The following is a 20,719-nucleotide window of genomic DNA, read 5'->3' on the forward strand; positions in this document are numbered from 1 at the left end:
TATTTTATAGTGAAGATGGTGAGAATTGGACAAAGTTTGACTGTTCAATATGAGCATATGATAGTTTAAATAGAGATTATTTAGTTATGGAACTGATGAAATTGTGTTTTAAAAATTTAAATGTTAAGGATTAGAATAATAATAAAAATATAATTATGAATAAACGAAATAGAATTTTTATAGGATGTATGATAACGTTATTTACGTTATGGAGTTATGGTCAAAATAGTAAAACCTCAAAACCTAATTTTGTATTTATTGCAGTTGATGATCTAAATATATACAATAGTGTATTAGGTAACTTTCCAGGTAATTTTTTGGAAAAAGTCTATCCCAATTCAACTGTTAGAAAATCGGTTGTTAACCGATTAACCCCTAACTTAAGTAGGTTGGCAGAGATGGGTGTTACTTTTGACAAAGCATATAGTGCGGCGCCACTATGTGGTCCGTCAAGAACAGCTTTGTTAACTGGAATTCCATCACATATATCGGGTTATTATAAACATGATCAGCACTTTAGAGGTTATCAGACACTAACTGATGCAGTAACCTTGCCTCAATATTTAAAAGATAATGGATATTTTACTAGTGGTATTGGAAAAGTTTTCCATAAAGGTAGAAGTTATTTGGATCGAGGAGTTTTTAGTGATTGGCCAGATCAAATATATTCTTGGGATAAATGGGTTGAAGTAAATTCTGGAACTGGTTCTGGTTCTGATTTTGATATGACACAACCAGAAGAACTTTCAAAATATTGGGAAAATCCAAATAAGAAAAGTGAAAATTTCACCCGTTTTGGTATTACAAATGTTCCAATTAAGCAGTCAAATGACTATTTGAACGCTAAACATATATCCGATTTAATTCTTAAAGGTAAATCACAAATTACAGATGTTTTTGGTAAAACTCAACTTGTAGAAGTCCCAAACAATAAGCCTTATTTTTTAGCATGCGGACTATTTGCTCCCCATTTGCCTTGGGTATCACCAAAAGAATTTATTGAAAAGTTTCCATTAGACGAAATGCAAATAAATAAAGAATTAATTGCTTGGGTAAAAAAAGATTTAGAAGATTTATCTGCTTCGGGTAAAAAAGTGACCTCCCAAACACATTTTGATGAATTGCTTGAATATGGTAAGAAGTTGGATGGTGAAAATGGAGATATCAATGCTTGGAAAGCGTATTTACAAGCCTATCTAGCTGTAATTGCTTATTCTGATTATAATATTGGTGTTTTAGTTGATGCCATTGAAAAAAATCCGAGAAAAGATAACACCATTGTTGTATTGTGGAGTGATCACGGATACCATGTGGGTGATAAAAATAGAACTGGTAAAACGACTTTATGGGAAGCAGCAAACCACTGTAACCTTATAATTTTAGATCCAACTAGAAAAGAGTCTAGTTCAGGAAAAATTGCTAAATCTCCTGTAAGTTTACAAGATTTATATCCAACTATCGTATCGTTAGCGGGATTAGAACGACCAAAAAATGTATATGGAACGGATTTAAGTCCGATTCTTTACGATGTAAAAGCAAATAGAGGAACTCCAGTATTAAGTACTCATGAGGAAGGAAATCATACGTTACGAACGGATCAATATCGTTTTCTTCGTTTCAAAAATGGTGATACAGAATTGTATGACATGATTAAAGATCCGTTTGAGTTAAAGAATTTGGCAAATGTTTCTAAATTTTCAAAAGTCATTGCAGATTTCAATCGAGAGTTGGATGTCATTTTAAATCAACCTCCTTCAAAATAAATTAAATATAAAATAAATGTGATGAAACTTTTCGTAAAACAAATTTTGCTTTTCTTTTCTGTAGTTCTATTGCTTTCCTGTAAGACTTCAATTAATGAAGAAAAGAAAATACAAGAAAATCCAAACATAATACTAATTATTGCAGATGACATGAATGGATATGCGATTAAAAATCAATATCCCTTAATAAAGACCCCTAATTTAAATAAGTTATTGTCTGAAGGTATTTTATTTGAAAACGCTGCTTGTAATTCGCCAGTTTGTAATCCTTCTCGATCTTCTTTTTTTAGTGGTTTATATCCACATACAACAGGTGCTTATATGAATGGAAGTGATGGTTGGAATCGATCTGAAATTTTAAAAACTATAAAAAGTATCCCAGAACATTTTAAAGAACAAGGTTATGAAACTTGGGGTGCAGGGAAATTATATCATAATGAAATTGAACCAAAAAGAGATAAAAGAACTTGGGACAATTACCCTGTATATCAAGGAGGTTTTGGTCCATTTCCAGGAAAAGATTATTGGAAAGGAGGGAGTAATTTTTTTTCAATTAAACCATGGGAAGGCTCTGATTTCGATTTTCCTGATGTTAAAAATGCTAAAGCAGCAGCAGAATTTTTAAATAAAAAACATGATAAACCTTTTTTAATGGTTTATGGATTATGGAGACCTCATTCACCATACACCGCTCCCAAGCGATTTTTTGAGCAATATGAGGGTGTTGATTTTCCTTTACCTAAAGGGTATAAGGAAAATGATTTTGCCGATGTGCCATTTTTAGGTCAAATGTTAGTTGATTCTTTATCTAAATTTAGAGAGAACAAGGAATTATCAATTCCGTTATGGAAGAAATTTTTGAAAGCCTATGCGGCCAATTATAGTTTTGCTGATGATAATATAGGCAAGGTCATAAATGCTTTAGATAAAAGTAATTATGCAAAAAATACAATTGTTATTTTCTATTCAGACAATGGTTTTCACAATGGAGAAAAAATGCGATGGGGAAAAGCAACGCTATGGGAGCAAGCGGATTATGTGCCCTTTATAATAAGAACTCCTGACAAAAAGAGAGCTATTTGCAAAGCAACCATTAGTCTAATTGATATTTTTCCAACTTTGGTTGATTATGCAGGAATTAAAGTACCAGCTCATGCTCTAGATGGAAACAGTTTGGTACCACTAATAAAAAACCCAAATTTAAAATGGAGTCATCCATCTTTTACTTCTTATGGTGAAAATTATTCTTCAGTAAGGAACGAACGATATCGTTATTTGAGTTATCCTGACGGAACAGAAGAAATGTATGATCTACAAAATGATCCTTATGAATGGAAGAATATCGTAAATGATAAAAATGTAGAAACAATTAAGGATAAATTAAAGAGGGAAATCCCAAAAAAGTGGGCTCCTACTTTAGGTGGTAGGTTGGAAGTGCCAAGAGATTACAAAAAAGTAATGCGTCCTGAAATGTTAAAGGCAGCTAAGGCTAAGGGGTCTTAAATGATAGAGAAAATGAAAAGTAAAATAAAAATATTTTTAATCGTTTTTGTATTGAACCTTCATATTCAAGCACAAGAAAATCCAACATATTTTGAAAATCCAATTATTCCTGGTTTTCATCCTGATCCATCTATTACTAGAGCTGGAGAAGATTATTATTTAGTGAATTCTTCCTTTAATATGTTTCCAGGTATCCCCATTTTTCACAGTAAAGATTTGGTAAACTGGCAACAAATTGGCAATGTACTGGATAGACCTGAGCAATTGATGATGAAAACTCCAGGAAATGGTGGGGGAATTTGGGCACCGACTATTCGGTATCATGATGGTTTGTTTTATGTGATTGTAACTTGTAAACAATGTGTCAACGAATGCGGTTGTGGTGATAATTTTTATGTCACGGCATCAAATCCGGCAGGGCCTTGGTCTAATCCAATTTGGGTTGATAAATCCTATGGTATTGATCCCTCTATTTTTTGGGATGATGATGGAAAGTCCTATTATATTGGGTCAACTCACAATATTGGAGGGGCACAAGAATGGAATTCTCAAGATAGAATTTACATTAGCGAAATTGATTTAAAAACAGGTAAAATTATTTCAGAACCAATTATTCTAACGACTGGGCATGCTACCAATGCCAAATTTGCCGAAGGGCCTCATATTTATAAAATTAAAAATAAGTATGTGCTTTTGATTTCAGAAGGCGGTACCTGGAACAATCACGCTATTACTGCCTTTGAAGCCGATAAAGTGACTGGACCGTATTCTCCTATGCAAGTTAATCCCGTTCTGACACATCGGTTTTTGGGGAATGATTTTCCAATAACAACGGTCGGTCATGCCGATTTGGTGCAAACACAAAATGGGGATTGGTGGTCGGTAATGTTGGCATGCCGTCCTATTGATGGGAAATATTATTTGGGAAGGGAAACTTTTCTGACTCCAGTAACTTTTGAAGGAACAATACCTATTTTTAATAAAGGAAAAGGACAGGTTTTGTTGGAAGATAAAAGACCGAATTTACCCTGGACGCCTTTTTTAAAAAAGGATAAAGATGATTTTAATTCTTCCAAATTAGGATTTGAGTGGAATTTCATTCGTACCCCTTTAACGAAATGGTATGAATTGAATGGCGGAACACTTTACATTGAATTGCGTCCAGAAAAAATTACGGATAAAAATAATCCTTCTTTCATTGGAAAAAGATTGGCATATTTAAAAAGTAGTACTACTGCCAAAATGACTTTCAAAACTTCAAAAGAAAATGAAGTAGCTGGTTTAGTGGTACTACAGAATGAAAATTTTCAGTATCAATTACTAAAAACGAATACTGCAATCGAATTAATTAAAGTTTTCAATGAGGATAAAAAAGTGCAATCTATTCAAAAAATAATCAGTATTCCATATAATGAAAAAGAGGTGCTTTTAAGAATAGAAAATGAAGGTATGAAGCTTCGTTTTTATTTTGGATCTAATGAAAATAATATGATTCAAATTGGTACAGATCAAGATGCGAGTGTATTAACATCAAATGTTGCAGGGGGATTTATAGGAGCTTATGTTGGAATGTATTCTAGTTCTAATGGAGAAATAAGTAAAAATAAAGCCGAATTTGATTGGTTTGAATATAAAAAAATGTAACCAAGAAAGAGTTTATGAAAAGTTTTAAGATACTGATTTTAGGATTATTAGTGGTTTTTAGTGCGGGTTGTAAAACCAATAATACAAATGATTTTAGCACTAAAGATAAAAATCAAGTAGCTATCGTAAACAGGAAAGCACTTTTTGATGGTAAGAATTTAGACGCTTGGTATATAGTAGTAAGCGATAAAAAATTTACTGGTAAAATGGATGAATATTTTGTAATTGAAAAAGGAATGATTCACGTGTATCCTAAGCAAGAGCATAATTCTACGCAAAGCTTTGCGGGTTTATTTACTAAAGAAAGCTATAGTAATTATAAACTGACTTTAGAATACAAATGGGGAACTAAAAAGTTTAAGCCTAGAGAAAATTTTGTACGTGATGCAGGCGTTATTTTTCATCAATTTGGTCCTGATGTTATTTGGCCTTATGGTGTTGAATGCCAGATTCAAGAAGGTGATACAGGTGATATATGGGCGATTGGGTCAAAAGTAACTTCAAAAATAAGTCGAGTAATAAGAAATTACGACCCTAATGGCGAATTGATTACTAGAGGCACACCTAAAGAAAAATTTCAACGTTTTCATAGGTCTTATGATTGGGAAAATCCTAGCGGTTGGAACAAACTTGTAATTGAAGTAAAAGGAAATAATGCCAAATATACTTTGAATGGTTATCTTGTCAACGAAGTTATAGATGCTCAAAAATACAATGAATTATTAGGTGCTTATGAACCATTGACATCGGGAAAAATAGTGATTCAAGCTGAAGGAGCAGAACTGTATTATCGTAACATTTTTATAGAGGCATTGGATAGATAACAGAAAAGATTTAAGTTTTATTACTACAAAAAGCCACTCCGTATATACTTGTTATGCAGAGTGGCTTTTTTGAAAAAGTGATAGGCGTGTTTTTTATAATTTTCTAATCCAAATATTTCTAAATTGAGTTTTACAGCCATGTTCTTGTAACGCAAGAACATCTTCTCCATGAGCAGAAGGGTAATTATGTAATCCTATATAATTTGTCAATCCGTTGATGGTGATGTTGTTTTGTACTAAAACGCCATTATGGAATACGGTTATTCTGGCAGGAATATCGATAAGACCATTCGTTTTAAAACGAGGTGCGGTATAAATAACATCATAAGTATTCCATTCTAAAGGACTTTTCATAGCATTGACTAATGGTGGATGCTCTTTATAAATGCTAGCTGCTTGACCATTGCTATAGGTTCTGTTGTTATAGGAATCTAAGATTTGAAGCTCATATCTGTTTTGAAAAAAGATACCGCTATTTCCCCGCCATTGACCGCCTTCAATAACTTCGTCGGGAGCACTCCATTCAAGATGTAATTGACAATCTCCAAAGGGCATTTTAGTTTGAATACCTCCAGTTTCAGGAACTATTTCTAAATAATCGTTGTTTACGATTTTCCATGGAGCGTTTTTTTTACTGTCTTTTTGACTTACCCATTGATCCAAATTTTTACCATCAAACAATATAAGTGCGTCAGAAGGTGCATTACCTAAGTTTTTGGCGGGAGTAACCACAACGACTTCAGGTTCCCAAATCTCTGTCATTTCTGGTTTCATTGGCATAGGTGAAACTTCAGGTGGTGTTATAATAACCTTATGTTGTGCTATTGCTATTGTTGTTGTAAGTATCAAGGATATTTGAAAATAATAGTTCATTTTTCTATCATTTTTTGAGTTAAGGTTTAAATAAAAAACCAATACTGCTAAGTTAAATTAGCAGTATTGGTTCATGTATAAATATAATATATTTTTAAATATTAATTGGTTTTAAAGCTCCAAATTTGCCCCGTAGTAATTCCACCTTTACCATCTTTTGCAACTATTCTCCAATAGTATTTTTTGGAAGGTTCTAAAGTAACGGATAAGTTTGTTGTTGTTATATTATCTCCCTTTTTTTCCGTTGGAGGATTGCTTGTACCGCAATAAACGTCATAGCTTAAAGGATCATTGTCAAGATCACTATTCGTCCATTTTAAATTTACAGATGCATCTAGTATAGTTGAATTAATCAATGGAGATACTAATTCTGGAGCGAAAGGGATATGATTTGAAATTCCGTTACCTTCGGTATAAAAACTATTTGAGGTGCTAAAATTGCTTGAATTTTCAACATCTGTTGCTTTAACTCTCCAATAATAAAGAACACCTTTTTCTAATGAAATGACTGTAGAAGTAGTTGATACTGTTTTTGTTTCAATTAAAGGTGAGAATGTATTGTTCTTGGATATTTCTAGTACATAAGAAATAGGGTCGTTTTCTGAATCGATTGCTGGATTCCAGCTAAAATTTACCGAATTGTCTATGCATAAAACATTATTTCCAGGATAAACTTGTATTGGTACACTAGGCGCATTATTTGTGACAGGTTCATTGACCTCATCATCTCCAGAGCTTCCGCAAGCCGTAAGTAAAATACTGATTTTTAATAGATATAAATATTTTTTCATAAGAATAGGATTAATTTTTAATGATTTTAAAATATACAGGAGTATTTAGTATTGCTTTTACAAAATATAATCCTGATGGAACATCTTCAATGTTTAATTCAACGTTTCCGTAATTTATTGGATAACTTTTTGTTGAAATCAGTTTGGAATTTGAATCATACAGTTCAATAACAATTTTGTCAAGGTTAAAAGGCATATTATTAATTATAAAATGTCCTTTAGTAGGATTTGGATATACTGAAATTTCATTGAATTGATACATTTTTTTTGAGATAGTTCCTTCACATTCTACATTAGATTTTATTTCAATTAAATCCCCTTGATTTATGTCTACATCAAATGATGTTTTCATTGTTTCTAAAATTTCATTACCGTTTACAAACACTTTAAAAGGTGCAGTGCCTTCTTCAATATTTATGCTAGCTTTAGATGAATTCATAACAGTTTTAGCAGACATTGTTACTCCGGCAGTAATGTTGACACTATAGCATTGTGAATAGTTTTTACTATCAATTGTAATACAAAAATCATATTTTCCTGGTGTTAAATTGGCAACTGTTAATGGTGTTGCTGACGTGAACTGGTATGCTATTCCATTGATGGTGGTTTTGTAGTCGTAATTTTCAGTAGCAGCGATTGTGATTTTTCCGTTTGCTTTATTCGGACATGTTTCGCTCACTGAAGTTATTGAAAAGTTTGATGAAGAAAGCTTGAATATTGGACATCCTTTTTCATCTACGACAGTACCTTCTGGTGTGTTAGCACACTCATCAATTTCATTTTCAACTCCATCTTTATCATCATCAATGGTTAAGAATTCTATCCAATTAATATTAAATCCGGTTGTTGCTGCATTTATTTTAAGGGTTTGTAAGCCTTTAGTCAAATTTAGGTCAAGAGTAATTGTTTTCCAAGATTGTAAACCACCAGTGTTTTCAATGTTGATAGTTTTTAGGAGATTCCCATTACTACTTAAATTAAAAGACGCATTACTATTCGAAGCAACTCTAAATTTGACTCTGTATAGATCCGATTTTTTTACATAAACTTCATAATCAATGGAACTATTTGCATCAACTAAATTAATATTTTGTCCACCATTAGTATCTGAAGTGGATTCAGAATTTACGCCGTTTGCACTAGTATAATTTTCGGACTGAATTAATGATGGTATTGAAGGATAATTGTCATATGCTGCCGGATTAGTTGCGGGTACGGCTACATTGTCTAGTCCAAAGAGCCCGGCATTTTGTATTTGTGCTGTTCCATAGGCACTTGAAAACATGATTACGATGTATTTATAATCAGTTACATCAATAGTATAGTTAATTGTTTTCCAGCTTTCTGCATTTCCTAAAGCAAGATTACTGCTTAGAGCTATTACTTCATCGTTTCCAGTACCTTTTACGAAATTGACGGCATCATTATCTCCGCTGTTTCCGCTACCTCCTGTCATTCTAAAGTAGGCATTATTTGCTGCGGAAATTCCTTCTTTTACACCCCAAACCCTGTAGGATATTCTATCTCCAGTCATAGGAGCTTTCCAGAAATAATCAAAAGACATATTTAAGACTCCTGTCGCATCAGCATTGGTATTATTATATACATATGCAATACCTCTTGAAAATTCAGATGTAGAAACTTTGTCGACGTAATCAGTAGGGTTACCTCCAGTATTTTTTATTTGTAAATCGTCTCCAGCTACTCCAAGTGGATTTGCAGCAAACCATTTACCTGTACCAGCTGGTATTGCTTCCATATCGCTCTGGATTATTCCTCTGTTGCCGGTGGCATAAATATTGTTTTTTAATTGAGTTAATGTGGCATTAGTAAATGTTTCGACTTCCACCTCAGATTTTGCTGGTGGAATTCCAATATCAAAAGTAATGTTTTGAGTCGTAGTTTCATCAATATCAAAATAGAGATTCTTATTTACATTAGTTAGCTTTACCCCGCCAATCATAATGTTTGTAAAATTGATGTTTTTTGAATAATAGGTGTTGTTCCCTGAGGTTGTTGCATTGGCTTGACCTCTTATTCGTCCTTTATCAAATTGTTTTTCAATAGTAATGTTTTCTAGCTGAACATCTCCTAAATATCCTAAGTTTGCAATATCCACTTGTGCAGCGACTGGGACTCCGTTACTTTCTGATCTTGGCTTTATGTTTGTTAATCCAGGTATTGATCCTTCAATTCTAATATTTTTAAAGGTAGTTGTAGTAGAACCTGTACCATAATCAATAGGGTTGAAATCTAAATTAACTTGTGCGGCAATTAAACCGTTATTATTTCCAAGCCCAGACCATTCCGGGTTTATGATATCAATATTTTCTAAAAAAGAAGAACCAGTATCAATCGATGCCCAACCATAAGTTACTATAGCTCCATTATGTCCAGCCCAAAAAACACAATCATGAACATATATATTGTAATTGTAGAAGAAATCATCAACAGCTCTAATAAAACTATTTTTAACTTCACTACCAGTTCCTATTCTGAGTCCATCATTATTGGCATGCCAACCTAAAAATTTCAAGTTTTCGACAACCATTCCGTCAGGGGATACAATACCATGCTTAGGAGAATCAACAAGATGTACCCCATTGATTTCAGCAAATTTACCCAATTGGACTAATTGTCCATAAGGCTTATTTCCTAAAGCATCTTGCCAGATATATTGACGACCAGATAAAACACCTCTGCCATAAAGTTTTTGATTGGTATTGTTATAATTGGTTCTGTCTATTAATCCTTCTACAAAGGCACCTCCAGCTAAATATATCTTTTTGTCATTACCTAAATAAAGTATACCATCCGAACTGATTACTGTACCAGCAAATTGATAATTTCTTAAATTATAATAACCTGGAGCAAAATAAATTGTTGTTGCGTTTTCTAATGCAGTAGGTGATATGTTGTTAGAGTATACCACAACTCCTGCATCAGTAGGATTAGGCTTATTTGTCTCAGGTGGATCGACAAAAATGGTTAGCATGTGTTTGATCCATTTTTTTGTACTGGTTTCATTAGTAGTGTCTTCAAAATCAATTGAAATGTATTTATTATTACTGTTTATTGTAAATGAGACTTCGTTATTTCCGACCGTTGGAGTAATGTTATAGCTTTTCGGTGAAATTTTAACTTTTGAAGAGTTGTTTCCAAAAGTTTTGACAATTCTAAATGTTACCCCAGGACTTGCTATATTGTTATAGGAAATAGAGGCGTACGAGAATGTTCGACCTGTGAGTTCAGTAGCCTGATAATCATACTGAAGGTCATTGGGGTCGGCTGTAGACATTAAGACCTTTACTTCTTGTTCGGGGTCGGTTCCATGTTTTACAAATACTCGATATTTGTTTGACAACAAGGCTTCACCAGTTCCAGTTGGCCAATCATAGTGGGTAACTTGTGCCAATAAGGAAGTTGTGAAAAGAAAAAATGACAATTGTAAAATTTTTTTCATAATTAAATAAGACTTGGTTTTGTTGGTTGTTACATATTTTTTCTAAAATTACAATGTCATCTTATTGTTAATTAGCGCAAAAGTTCCTATTTTAGGTGATATTGTTTTTTATTGAAATTGAAATAAAAAAAAGGTTTAATTCGTAAGAATTAAACCTTTTGTCCTAATGGTATTTAAATTAAAGTTCTTTTATTTTGGCGATCCAGCAAATATTTTAGCTGAAGTTATCGTTGTATTTGTGGAGAAGTTTTTATCAAAAACCAAATAAATAGTATGTTTGCCGTTGGCGTTACGCAATAAAGTTTCCGTTTTTCCGTCTTTTTTAATGACAAATGTTCCTATCAATTCACCGTCGGCTTTGTCTAAATGGATAGCACATTTAGTAGGAGTTTTAATTCCTTTGATGTTTAATCCAGCGTAATAATACCCCGTGCCTAAATCAATATTTTTAAACTCAATGATATTATTTTTGATAATATTTGATTTAGTGTCTAAAATAATTTCATAAGGTTGATTTACTATAACAGGAGCAACACTAGATAGTGTCTGTTGTACAGGTCTGATTTGTCCAGATTCATCATAAACAATTTTGTCAATGCAAACCGATCGTTGTGTCCAAGTACCTGCCTCTTTAAATTCATCCTGTCTCCATGATGATAATGCAGAAGTGTGATAAAATAAATACTCCTCTCCGTGATATTCAACTATTCCTCCATGATTGGATTGATATAATCGCCAAGGAACATAGTTTTTTCCAGGATATTTAGGTCCCTCATTGACATTAACTCCTAATTCATAATTCATAATTCCTTTGTATTCAAAAGGCCCTAACGGGTTGTCACTTATTCCATAATCAAGTCTTGATTTTTTTCTAAATAAATCATCAGGATTTTTTGGGTCTATTGGTTTGTCATAATGAGTATGGTAAGAGAGGTAATATTTTCCTGCTTTTTTGTTCATCCAAATAGCTTCCATAAATCGTTCATCATCTACATCCAATTTAACGGGTTTTCCGTCCAATTCCGTCATATTGTCTTTTAGTTTTGCAGCCATATGGCTTCCGTAGTACAAATATTTTTGACCATCATCATCAATAAAAACCGCAGGATCAATTCCGTTTGTTCCTTCAATTTTTGAATTGATTACTTTGAATTTTTTGTCTGGAGAGTCACTTACAGCAACGGCAATATAGGCTGTTGTTTTTCTGTTTTTTTCATCATAACCACCTTCTTTATATAATATTCGAACAGGAAAGTACAGATAATATTTTCCTTCATAATAGACCATATCGGGTGCCCAAAGTGCCCAATCTTCACCTTTGGGTTCTTCGTTTTTACCGATGACATCATAAATGTTTAATACCTCTCCATGATCTGTCCAGTTGACCATATCTTTAGAAGAAAAAGTATGGTAACTATGCATAGTAGCATAACCGCCACCATCTTCATGGTCAACTGAGGTAACCATCCAAACACGTCCATCGGGCATCACATGTGGAGAAGCATCAGCAGTGTACATGTGCTTAATCACAGGGTTTCCGTAAGGGTAGGGTTTGGTATTAGTATTCTTTTTTTGGGCATATGTTCCAAGCGAAATTATAAAACATAAAATCGATAATTTATTTTTAGAAAGCATCATTAGATATTGTTTTAGATATTAATTTATTTTTTTAGGAGAACCAGCAAAAAAGTTAGCTTCAGAAATTTTTATGGTTTCATTGTCATCTGACTTAAATACTAAAAAGATATTATGAACTCCATGAGCTCCTCTAAGAAAAGTTTCAGCTACTCCATTATTTGTTTTTAAACTATTTTCGTTTAAAAGAATGGTTCCTAAAAGAGAACCTTTAGCGTTGTCTTTTCGTATTTCAATTTTTCCTTTTTGAACTGATTTAAGCACTTTTACACCAAAGTAGTAATAACCTGTACCTAAATTTATGTTTTTAAAGGAAAGATAACTATTGTTTTTTGCGGTAATAATTTTATCCTTGATTTTAATTTCTTGCTGGTTAAATGCTTTTTTAAGATTTAGAGAAATACTGAAATCTTGATTAATAGTTACTTTTTTAACACCTTCAATAGTTTGTTGTACAGGGATGATCGTCCCATCTGGATTATAATTCAATTCATCAACACAAACCGAACGTTGTGTCCAAGTTCCAGGACCTTTAAATTCCTCTTGTCTCCAAGAAGAAAGTGCTGAGGTATGATAGAACAGGTATTCTTGTCCATGGAATTCCACAATTCCACCATGATTGGATTGTGTTAAACGCCAAGGAACAAAATTAGTATTTGGTAAAAGAGGACCATTTTTGATCGTAGTGCCTAATTCAAAATTCATAGTTCCCTGATAAGTTAGTGGACCTTTAGGAGATGCTCCTATACTGTAATCGAGGTTTGATTTTTGACGATTGGGATCGTCTGGATTGTCTTTCGATACTTTATTATTGTATTTGGTGTGATAATTAAAATAGTATTTTCCATTATGCTTGTGCATCCAAGCTGCTTCCATGAAGTTTGTAGCTCCTATGTTTAGTTTGAAAGAAGGTCCTTCTAATTCTCTCATATTCTCTTTGAGAATCCCCATGTTTAACTGATTCCAATACAAATAAGCGGTGCCATCATCATCAATAAAAACAGATGGGTCCAATGCGCTGTTTGCACCTTCTATTCTTGGATTGGTTACTTTAAAACGTTTATACATACTGTCACTTTCAGCTACAACGCAATAACGATCTATTTCTCCATTTGCTTTTAAATTACGCATAGGGAAATATAGGTAATAAGTGCCATTTCGATAGGTGAAATCGGGTGCCCAAATAGCCCAATCTTCTCCCGGAGTTTCGTTAAGATCAGCTAGTCCAATGATTTCTCCATGATCCACCCAAGTAACCATATCCGCTGTAGAAAAGGCATGAACAGAGTGCATAGTAGCATAGCCACCACCATCTTCATGATCAACTGAAGTTACCATCCATACTCGACCGTCTGGCATAACATGAGGTGAAGCATCTGCAGTGTACCTATTTTTGATTACAGGATTGCCGTAAGGATATGGTTTTGTATTTATGTTTTTATTTTGAGAGTGTACTGTTTGTAAGCCAATAGCTATCAGAATAATTATAAATTCTTTTTTCATATGTTAATGTAGCGTGTTAATAATTGTAGTTATTTTTTTTAGATTAATTTTTTTGTCTTTAGGATATTCATGATTCATTAACCACCAGTCTTCTGTAAAACTAACTGTTTCTCCTGGTTGAATAGATTCGATAGGTCCTATGGGTTCAATTTCACATTTTTCTTCTTTGTAATACCAAATAGATACTTGATTACTTAATATGTCCCCGTAAATCTTTGGTTCATTTGCTTTGAATTTTTTAATAAATAGTAAATCGTCTTTTGAGTTATACGCAATCCAGCCTACATTACTATCCATCACAAACTTGGGTTGACTAGGTGTCCCTAGAATCTCTAAAATCCCTTCTCGGGTTCTTAAATTTACTTCTTCAGAAGGATTATAATTTAAGAGGTTTGTATTCAATTGGTACATGGCATATCCTTTGGGTAAACGACTATGAGGATTTAATGGGATTAAACATATTCCTCCGCCTTTTGCAAATGTTCTGCTCCAATGTGCGTAATCTTTAACTATTTCACTTGTGTTTTTTATGTGTTGAATGCATTGTAAATGTGAAGAATCATCCGAAAGGATGAAATCACGAATTAATTGAACACCGAGCAAACTATCTATTGGGCTTGTAAGTCGAGCAGAATTTTTCCCTGTAATTTCTGCTTTCCAAGTAGTGAAAAAACTTTCTCTTTCAGGCGTAGTTTTTTCAGGGCCTATATCAAATCGTCCACCACTAACTTCAAATTTTGGTTCTCCTTTTCTCCATGTTTTACCATTTAATGAAGTGTTTTCGAATAGGATGTTTTTACCATTTAATTGGTATGCTAAAACTCTTCCACCCACATTAGGATCTAAAATAACACTTACTTTATCGTTTTTTAGTTCGATGCAATTGTCATAACCAAAGGCACTGATTCTATTAATGCAAACTTGTGAAAAACCGAAGTTAAACAACAATAAAATAAAGATTGTAAAAAGAGCATATTGGTTAGTCATTTTATTTTTTTAAACTAGTTTGAGGTGTGTTTTTGATTTTGATATTTTTGATTGCATCGTATTCTTCATTGACACAGCGGTCTCCCCATCTATCATACATGAATTTTAAAGAATAAATATTTTGAGGTTCACTTCCTTTGTCACCATAAGTAGTAGCCCAATTTGCTAGAATTTTACGGTGTTTGATTAGTTCTTTGTTATATTTAGGATTGTAAGCTAAGTTGTTGATTTCAAAAGGATCATTTTCTAAATCGAATAATTCTTCTTCGGGTTTTGTAGGAAGCCAATATTTGGCTTGCACCTCATTTAATTCTCCAGCGTCATACATTTTTTTAATATCTACAAATTCAGCTCTTTTATCTCGATAAGAAGGTTGTGTATAGGAACGATTAGGCATATAGTTTTTGATATATTTGAATTTATCTGTACGAACTGCTCTAATGCGATCAATAGAAAAATCACAGCGATCACGTGTAGCGATTATATGGTCTCTTTTAAATGAAGAATCAAATATGTTTTTTCCTTCCATATAACTAGGTATTTGAATTCCTGCTAAACTCAAAGATGTGGTGCCAATATCGATACCACTTATCAAATCTTTTCGAACGCTTTGTTTTTTTATCTGGGAGTCATTACCAAAATAAGCTACAATCAGTGGAATTTGGATGCCTCCATCATATAAAAACTGTTTGTGACGGATTCCTTTGTAGCCATGGTCTGAAAAGAAAAAAACATAGGTGTTATTTAAAAGATTGTTTTCTCGAAGTTGCTTTATTATTTCAGCAACTTCCAGATCCGTAGCACGTGCGGCATCATAATGACGGGCAAAATCCTCATGAACGGATGGAATATTAGGATAATAAGGTGGAAGTTGAACTAATTTGCGGTCAATAGGTGTGATTTTTTCTTTGGTTTTGTCATATACTTGAATCAAACTTAATTTCCCCCCCTCTAATTGAATTTGACCAAAAAAAGGTTGGTTTTGAGGAATTGCTGAAGGCCAAATCCCTGCTCCAACAAAAGTGTACCAAAAATCAACTTTTGTGTCATCATTGTATAGTTTCTTCCGATTATAAATAAAATTGTAGTCGTCCTTACCCTGATTAAAAGTAAAATATCCATTATCTTTAAAAACTTCAGGGATTGTTTTTACTCCATCAGGTAAAAAGATAGCATCTTCAACTGTTCTGGAAGAATGGTGGTTTTGTAAGCCAAAAGTAGTAGCCATAGTTCCTGTAATAACGGCTGATCTTGAAGCGGAACATACAGGAGCAGCTGCAAATGCTTTCCGGAATAAAACACCGTTATCAGCTAGATAATCGATAGTAGGAGTGGGGTTTTTAGTTTCTCCATAACAACTGAAAACAGGATTTAAATCTTCGACATAAATCCAAAGAACATTAGGTTTGTCAGCTATTGTTGATGGTTTCTTATTTTTTATTGGGTTTGCGAATAAGTTACATCCTGCAAAAAAAATAATTCCAATTTTAAAGAAAGTTCTCATTTGACTAAAGTTTAGTGATACAAATTTATAGGCTGAACTTTTTTATGAATAGCTCATATGACTATTGTTTTGGTTTTTTTGTAATAGTTTAAGCTAAAACAGGGGTGTTTTTATAGGTAAAAGTACTTTAGAACAAATAGTATGATTTAATGAGCAAGTCATGATGTGCAGGTATTGGTTTAATTTGTATAAACGTTTTCAAAATGAAAAACTATACTGCGATATTCTTTTCCCTATTTCTTTTTTTGAGTTGCAAATCGATACCTAAAAAAGAGAGAATATCATCTTGGACAAATCCTATCCGGAAAGGAATCAATCAATATGGTATGAAAGATTTTTTTGTCTTTTTGGAAGATGAAAAATATTATGTAGTAGGTACAGAGTATAGTAGTCCCTACAAAGGATATTTAGGCCCAGTTTTATACCAATCCAAAAATTTAAGTAAGTGGAAAAAAGAGATTAAATTACTTAATCCTAATGATATTCCTGTAAATGCTTGGTATAAAGATGGCTGGTTTGCTCCTGAAATTAAGAAAATTAAAAACAAATATTACTTTAGTTTCAACAATCGCAACAATGCAGTAAATCCATATCAAAAATTGGGTTTTGGAATAGCGGTGAGTAATGAATTAAAGGGGCCATATAAAGTAATAAATACTAAGACTCCTCTAACTCTTGGCAATCATGGTAGTTTAGTCGTAGGAGAAAATGAGGATGAGATATTTTTAATATATGATAACGATGCACGTATATACAGCGTTAAAGTAGATATAGAAAAGGGGATTTTAAAAAATGAACCAAAAGAATTGTTAGGACCAGAAACACTCGGTAAGAATTATAAATATCTCGATGCTCCACAAATAACAAAAGTTGGACCAGTATATCATATGCTGTTTTCACAATTCTACGGTGGTTATGAAGTAAAAGTATTTCACATGACTGCAATACATCCACTCGGACCATGGAAATGGGATGATACTAATCCGTTATATAGTTTTCTAGAAGCTGAAGCAGATGAAGTAGTCAAAAATAAGTATCCAACTCGCCATGGCTTTGCACCTCCCACACAAGTTGTGTTCAGTAATCAACTATTTTTAGGTAAAAATAATCAGTATTTTAATGCTTATCATAGTTCTGAAAAATATTCAGAGCCTTATTTGTGTATTGAACCTGTAGAGGTAGATGGGGATAGAATTTACATTCCGACAGCTAAAAATAAACATCAAAAAGAAGTTATAAAATGAGTAGAAATATAAATACTATTATTGTCTTTTTATGTGGTTTTTTGTCTCATGCACAGTTGATTACTTATGACTCTTCTTTGAGTAAGACTGCTAAAAATGAATTTGTTTTTTCATCGCCATATTATAAAATATCGTTGATTCAGAATGATTTGAAGAAAGATTGTTTTGTTTATGGAATGAATGCGATGCATGTTACCAATAATTCAAAATCAACATCATGGTCTAATTTTTCTTTTGAAGGAAAGGTAAAAGTTAGGGTTTCTATATTGTATAAAAAAATCAAATTTGCACAAGTATTACCTAGAAAAGCAACTATTAATGTTACGATAATAGATAATCATACCATTGAATTTGAAATTTCAAAACCAGGACAATATTCTATAGAATTCGAACAAGGAACTTTCATAGAACATCCGCTACTGTTATTTGCAAATCCATTAGAAGTTACTATTCCTAATAAATTGGATAAAAATGTTATTTATTTTGAACCTGGTTATCATGAGATTGGCGATAAATTTATTATACCGTCTAATACTACAGTGTATATCGCAGGAGGAGCCTATGTAAAAGGGCAGTTTTTTGCGGAAAATGCCGAAAACATTACCATAAAGGGAAGGGGTATTTTGTCTGGTGAAGATTATAATCCGAGAACACATAATCACATGATTACCATTAGGGATAGTAAGGAAATAAAAATTGAAGGAATTACAATTATTCATGCGTCACGATACATGATTTCATTATCGGGTTCAAATCATCATTTGGATAATGTTAAAATGATGGGATGGTGGTTTAGCACTGATGGGGTTTCCTCTGGCGAAAATTCCTTAATTGAAAACTGTTTTTTTAAAGTCAATGATGATGCTATTAAACTTTATAATAGTAATACTATAGTTAAGAAATGTGTCATTTGGCAATTAGAAAATGGTGCGCCTTTTATGATTAGTTGGAACGGAAGTAGGGATTTTGGTAATGTTAAAGTTCAGGATGTTGATGTAATAAGAGTAGAACATCATTGGGATAATGAAAATTTAGCTGTTTTTTGTGCTGTTCACGGTTCAAAAGCTCATATAAGTAATTTTGAAATAGAAGATATTAGAATTGATAATTCCAATTGGCGTATGTTTCACATTGTTACTCGTCCCAATAGATGGGCAAATTGGAATCCTTCCAAAGGTTGTATTTCTGATTTCACTTTTAAAAACATTGATTATTATGGACAACAAAAGATACCAAGTTTACTCATGGGACACGATATAAATCATCCTGTTTTTAATTTCACTTTTGAGAATTTAAAAATAAATGGACAAAAGGTGTTAAATGCTAAAGAGTTCTTAATTATAGATGAAAGTACGACTTCTTCTATCGTTATTCAATAACAATGAAGTAATAGACCTATTTTGGTATAAAACAGCAACAATAATGAACAAATGAGATGCTCAAAAATTGGATTGATGTGATAAATTTGAAAAAAAAATATAAATAGAATTATGAAAAACCACTATTTTATTGGATGCGCTTTTATTTTAGCATTATTAAATATAGGATGCAAAAACGCTTCGAAAACGGAAAACCTTTTACAGGAGGAAAAAAGTCAGAAACCCAATATTGTTTTCATTTATGTAGATGATATGGGGTATGGTGATTTAGGTTGCTATGGTCAAAAAACTTTAAAAACACCTAACATCGATAAGTTGGCTGCAGATGGAATGATATTTACTCAACATTATGCAGGTTCTACTGTTTGTGGACCATCAAGAGCTTCTTTGTTAACAGGAAAACATACGGGGCATTCTTCAGTTCGTGGGAACAGTCCAGAGGGACAGTTGTTAGAGGATAGTGAGGTTACAATCTCCGAAATGTTGAATAAAAAAGGATATAAAAGTGCGGTTATAGGAAAATGGGGTGTAGGTAATGACCCAAAACCAAATGATCCAGCAAGAAACGGTTTTGAACATGCGTATGGTTATGTGAATATGTGGCATGCTCATAATTTTTATCCAGAGTTTTTGTATAGAGATGGTGTAAAAGAAGCATTAAAAGGAAATGTTACTGATTGGTCTTATAAATATGATAAAGACTTAAAAGAGGGTGCTGGAATTGCTAAAGTAAAAGAAACCTACGCAATAGATAAACTAGAAGAAGATGCAATGAAATTCATGGAGGATAATGCCAAGAATCCATTCTTTATGTATTATTGTCTAAATATGCCTCATGCTAATAATGAAGCAGGCTATTTTACAGGTGATGGTATGGAGGTACCAAGTTATGGTGAATTTGCAAATAAAAGTTGGCCTAATCCTGAAAAAGGTTTTGCTTCTGCTATAAAAATTATTGACAACAGTGTTGCAAAAATTGAAGCTAAATTAAAACAGTTAGGAATTGCTGATAATACAATTATTGTTTTTGTAAGTGATAATGGTCCTCATAATGAAGGGGGACATAGTGAAGCCTTTTTTGACAGTAATGGAATTTACAGAGGTAGTAAACGTGATTTGTACGAAGGAGGAATACGAGTACCTTTGATTGTTAAATGGCCAGCAAAAATTAAAGCAGGTTCAGTAGCCAATAATCCAGTAGCAACTTGGGATTTTTTACCAACGTTTGCAGATATAGCGAAAGCTAAAACTCCAGCTAATATTGACGGAATTTCATTTTTACCAACACTTTTGGGGAATGAAAAGCAACAAAAAATGCATGAATATTTCTATTGGGCTTTTTATGAGTTAGGTGGTAAGCAAGCTGTAAGAGTAGGAGATTGGAAACTTTTGAGATTAAATGTCAAAGGAGATGCTACTAAGGTTGTAGAGGAATTGTATAATATAAAAGAAGATCCTTCTGAGAAAAATAATGTTATTAAACAACATCCTGATAAAGTCAAAGAATTAAGCAAATTAATGAAGTCTGCACATGTAGAACATCCTTTGATTTCTTTATTCTCAAATGATGGAAATACAGAAACTCGATTCAAGTAATTATAATAAT

General features: G+C 32.9%; 14 protein-coding genes. 7 read left to right on the forward strand and 7 right to left on the reverse strand.

What is annotated here, in order from left to right:
- Nucleotides 1-155 precede the first annotated feature (155 nt).
- The 4 genes from ACSV4D_RS08205 to ACSV4D_RS08220 are packed head-to-tail and all read left to right on the forward strand — an operon-like array spanning nt 156 to nt 5,734.
- Entirely contained in the window at nt 156-1,763 is a 1,608-nt protein-coding gene (locus tag ACSV4D_RS08205) for a sulfatase (protein ID WP_439227828.1), read from the forward strand.
- A gap of 21 nt (nt 1,764-1,784) precedes the next feature.
- The gene (locus ACSV4D_RS08210; RefSeq protein ID WP_439227829.1) at nt 1,785-3,266 is read left to right on the forward strand and encodes a sulfatase; all 1,482 of its coding nucleotides are present in this window, start codon (nt 1,785-1,787) and stop codon (nt 3,264-3,266) included.
- Between the two features lie 12 nt (nt 3,267-3,278).
- A complete protein-coding gene (locus tag ACSV4D_RS08215; RefSeq protein WP_439227830.1) occupies nt 3,279-4,910 on the forward strand; it encodes a glycoside hydrolase family 43 protein in 1,632 nt (543 codons plus the stop codon).
- Nucleotides 4,911-4,924: 14 nt separating this feature from the next.
- Nucleotides 4,925-5,734 carry a 3-keto-disaccharide hydrolase gene (locus ACSV4D_RS08220; RefSeq protein WP_439227831.1) on the forward strand — a complete coding sequence of 270 codons (810 nt, stop codon included), beginning with the start codon at nt 4,925-4,927 and terminating at the stop codon, nt 5,732-5,734.
- A gap of 93 nt (nt 5,735-5,827) precedes the next feature.
- On the opposite strand, the gene ACSV4D_RS08225 is transcribed toward ACSV4D_RS08220, so the two are convergent.
- The 7 genes from ACSV4D_RS08225 to ACSV4D_RS08255 all read right to left on the reverse strand — a co-directional run bounded on the left by ACSV4D_RS08225 (nt 5,828) and on the right by ACSV4D_RS08255 (nt 16,490).
- Nucleotides 5,828-6,607 carry a 3-keto-disaccharide hydrolase gene (locus ACSV4D_RS08225; protein ID WP_439227832.1) on the reverse strand — a complete coding sequence of 260 codons (780 nt, stop codon included), beginning with the start codon at nt 6,605-6,607 and terminating at the stop codon, nt 5,828-5,830.
- A 101-nt stretch (nt 6,608-6,708) separates the two neighbouring features.
- Nucleotides 6,709-7,398 carry a hypothetical protein gene (locus tag ACSV4D_RS08230; RefSeq protein WP_439227833.1) on the reverse strand — a complete coding sequence of 230 codons (690 nt, stop codon included), beginning with the start codon at nt 7,396-7,398 and terminating at the stop codon, nt 6,709-6,711.
- 10 nt (nt 7,399-7,408) lie between these two features.
- The gene (locus ACSV4D_RS08235) at nt 7,409-10,861 is read right to left on the reverse strand and encodes a carbohydrate-binding protein (RefSeq protein WP_439227834.1); all 3,453 of its coding nucleotides are present in this window, start codon (nt 10,859-10,861) and stop codon (nt 7,409-7,411) included.
- Between the two features lie 189 nt (nt 10,862-11,050).
- Nucleotides 11,051-12,499 (reverse strand): family 43 glycosylhydrolase, encoded by a 1,449-nt coding sequence (locus ACSV4D_RS08240; protein ID WP_439227835.1) that lies wholly within the window; start codon nt 12,497-12,499, stop codon nt 11,051-11,053.
- A gap of 18 nt (nt 12,500-12,517) precedes the next feature.
- Nucleotides 12,518-13,999, reverse strand: a complete 1,482-nt coding sequence (locus ACSV4D_RS08245) for a family 43 glycosylhydrolase (RefSeq protein ID WP_439227836.1) — start codon at nt 13,997-13,999, stop codon at nt 12,518-12,520.
- Between the two features lie 3 nt (nt 14,000-14,002).
- The gene (locus ACSV4D_RS08250; protein ID WP_439227837.1) at nt 14,003-14,986 is read right to left on the reverse strand and encodes a hypothetical protein; all 984 of its coding nucleotides are present in this window, start codon (nt 14,984-14,986) and stop codon (nt 14,003-14,005) included.
- Between the two features lies 1 nt (nt 14,987).
- Entirely contained in the window at nt 14,988-16,490 is a 1,503-nt protein-coding gene (locus ACSV4D_RS08255) for a sulfatase family protein (RefSeq protein ID WP_439227838.1), read from the reverse strand.
- A 203-nt stretch (nt 16,491-16,693) separates the two neighbouring features.
- Between ACSV4D_RS08255 and ACSV4D_RS08260 the strand changes: the two genes are divergently transcribed.
- The 3 genes from ACSV4D_RS08260 (at nt 16,694) to ACSV4D_RS08270 (ending at nt 20,709) form a co-directional block, all read left to right on the forward strand.
- On the forward strand, nt 16,694-17,734 hold the full coding sequence (locus tag ACSV4D_RS08260; RefSeq protein ID WP_439227839.1) for a family 43 glycosylhydrolase: 1,041 nt from the start codon (nt 16,694-16,696) through the stop codon (nt 17,732-17,734).
- Nucleotides 17,731-19,113 carry a glycosyl hydrolase family 28 protein gene (locus tag ACSV4D_RS08265; protein WP_439227840.1) on the forward strand — a complete coding sequence of 461 codons (1,383 nt, stop codon included), beginning with the start codon at nt 17,731-17,733 and terminating at the stop codon, nt 19,111-19,113. Before ACSV4D_RS08260 ends, ACSV4D_RS08265 begins: the two co-directional genes overlap by 4 nt.
- Nucleotides 19,114-19,224: 111 nt before the next feature.
- Nucleotides 19,225-20,709, forward strand: a complete 1,485-nt coding sequence (locus tag ACSV4D_RS08270; protein WP_439227841.1) for an arylsulfatase — start codon at nt 19,225-19,227, stop codon at nt 20,707-20,709.
- Nucleotides 20,710-20,719: the final 10 nt, after the last annotated feature.

This window comes from Flavobacterium sp. ARAG 55.4 (assembly GCF_051846875.1).
Classification (GTDB): Bacteria; Bacteroidota; Bacteroidia; order Flavobacteriales; family Flavobacteriaceae; genus Flavobacterium; species Flavobacterium plantiphilum.